The organism is Hungatella sp., from assembly GCF_046966825.1.
The window spans coordinates 1-1,843 of sequence record NZ_JBKVCZ010000297.1; the positions used below are offsets into that span (position 1 = coordinate 1).

Consider the following 1,843-nt stretch of genomic DNA (forward strand, 5'->3'; position numbering starts at 1 on the left):
CATGGCAGCCTCAACCTCATCCCACATCTCGGCATTTCCCAGATAATGGTCGGCTTTCTCCGGATCCCATTTGGACATGCGGTAGGTCACGTCTTCTTCCAGTCCCAGCGTCGTCAAGCAGTATTTTGCCAGGTCCACACAGCCTTTAAACTCCTCCTCCAGCTGGTCCGGTCTCACCACGAGATGGCCCTCGGAAATGGTAAACTGACGCACACGGGTCAGTCCGTGCATCTCGCCGGAATCCTCGTTGCGGAAAAGTGTGGAGGTCTCGCCGTATCTGCATGGCAGGTCGCGGTAGGACTTGGGGCTCTGTTTGTATACGTAATACTGGAATGGACAGGTCATGGGGCGCAGTGCGAACACTTCGTCGTCCTTCTCCTCGTCACCCAGCACGAACATTCCTTCTTTGTAGTGATCCCAGTGATCGGAAATCACGTATAAATCCTTTTTCGCCATCAGAGGAGTCTTCGTCCTCATATAGCCGCGTTTCTCTTCCTCATCCTCGATCCATCTCTGAAGCGTCTGGATGATCTTTGCGCCCTTCGGCATCAGTAACGGAAGGCCCTGTCCGATTACATCCACGGTAGCGAACAGCTCCAGCTCACGTCCCAGCTTGTTGTGGTCGCGGTTCTTAATATTGGCTAAGTACTCCAGATATTCGTTCAGATCTTCCTTCTTCGCAAAGGCCGTTCCGTAGACACGGGTCAGCATGGCGTTCTTCTCGCTGCCCCTCCAGTAGGCTCCTGAGGAAGAGGTCAGCTTAAAGGCCTTGATCGGCTTCGTGCTCATCAGATGAGGTCCTGCGCATAAATCCGTAAAGTCTCCCTGGCGGTAGAAGGAGATCTCCGCGTCTTCCGGTAAATCCCGGATCAGCTCCACTTTATACGGTTCCCCTTTTTCCTCCATAAATTTGATGGCTTCCTCGCGCGGAAGCGTAAAACGCTCCAGCTTTTCACCGGCCTTGATGATCTTCTTCATCTCGGCTTCAATCTTATCTAAATCATCCCTGGAAAAGGAAGGAGTCTCAAAATCATAGTAAAAACCGTTCTCAATGGACGGTCCGATAGCCAGCTTTGCCTCCGGATAGAGGTGCTTCACTGCCTGTGCCAACACATGGCTCGTCGTGTGACGGTAGGCCGCCAGTCCGGCCGGATCATGAACGGTCAGGATACTTAAGCTGCAGTCCTGCTCTACCATAGTTCTCAAATCCACTACCTTGCCGTCCACCTCGCCTGCGCATGCATTTCTCGCAAGGCCTTCGCTGATATCCGCCGCAATCTCATAAACGGACATCGCCTGTTCGTATTCTTTTACGGAACCGTCTTTTAATGTTATCTTCATCATTAAGTTTCTCCTTTTCTATCATCTTTCCCCTTTGTCAGAGGCAAAATACTCTTCGATCACCGAAAGTGTCTCTCCGATCACTTCTTCCGTATGCGCCTTCGATAAAAACATGGCTTCAAACTGTGACGGTGCGAGATGAATCCCCCGGTTCAGCATATATTTAAAATACCTGGAAAATGCTACAGTATCAGCCGTCTTCGCGCTCGTATAATCCATAACTTCCCTGTCCGTGAAAAAGAGACAGCCAAGGGATTTCACAGAATTCACGCGATATCCAATTCCATGTTTCTTTAAAATACCGCGGATTCCATCATAAAGCATGTCGCCCTTCCGGCTTAAATCCACATAAATTTCCGGATTTTCATAAAGTATTTTCAGCTGTGCCAATCCGGCAGCCATGGCGATCGGATTTCCGCTCAGAGTTCCTGCCTGGTAGACAGGCCCCGCCGGCGCCACCTTCTCCATGATTTCCCGTCTTCCGCCATATGCGCCCACAGGC

At 50.9% G+C, this 1,843-nt stretch carries 2 protein-coding genes; both read right to left on the reverse strand.

The features are described 5' to 3' along the window. Positions 1-1,341 (reverse strand): threonine--tRNA ligase (gene thrS, locus ACLTD4_RS34030; RefSeq protein WP_412332003.1); only part of this gene is annotated, 1,341 nt, incomplete at its 3' end. A gap of 21 nt (positions 1,342-1,362) precedes the next feature. Next, the coding region (locus ACLTD4_RS34035; protein ID WP_412332002.1) for an aminotransferase class III-fold pyridoxal phosphate-dependent enzyme at positions 1,363-1,843 on the reverse strand (481 nt) is incomplete at its 5' end.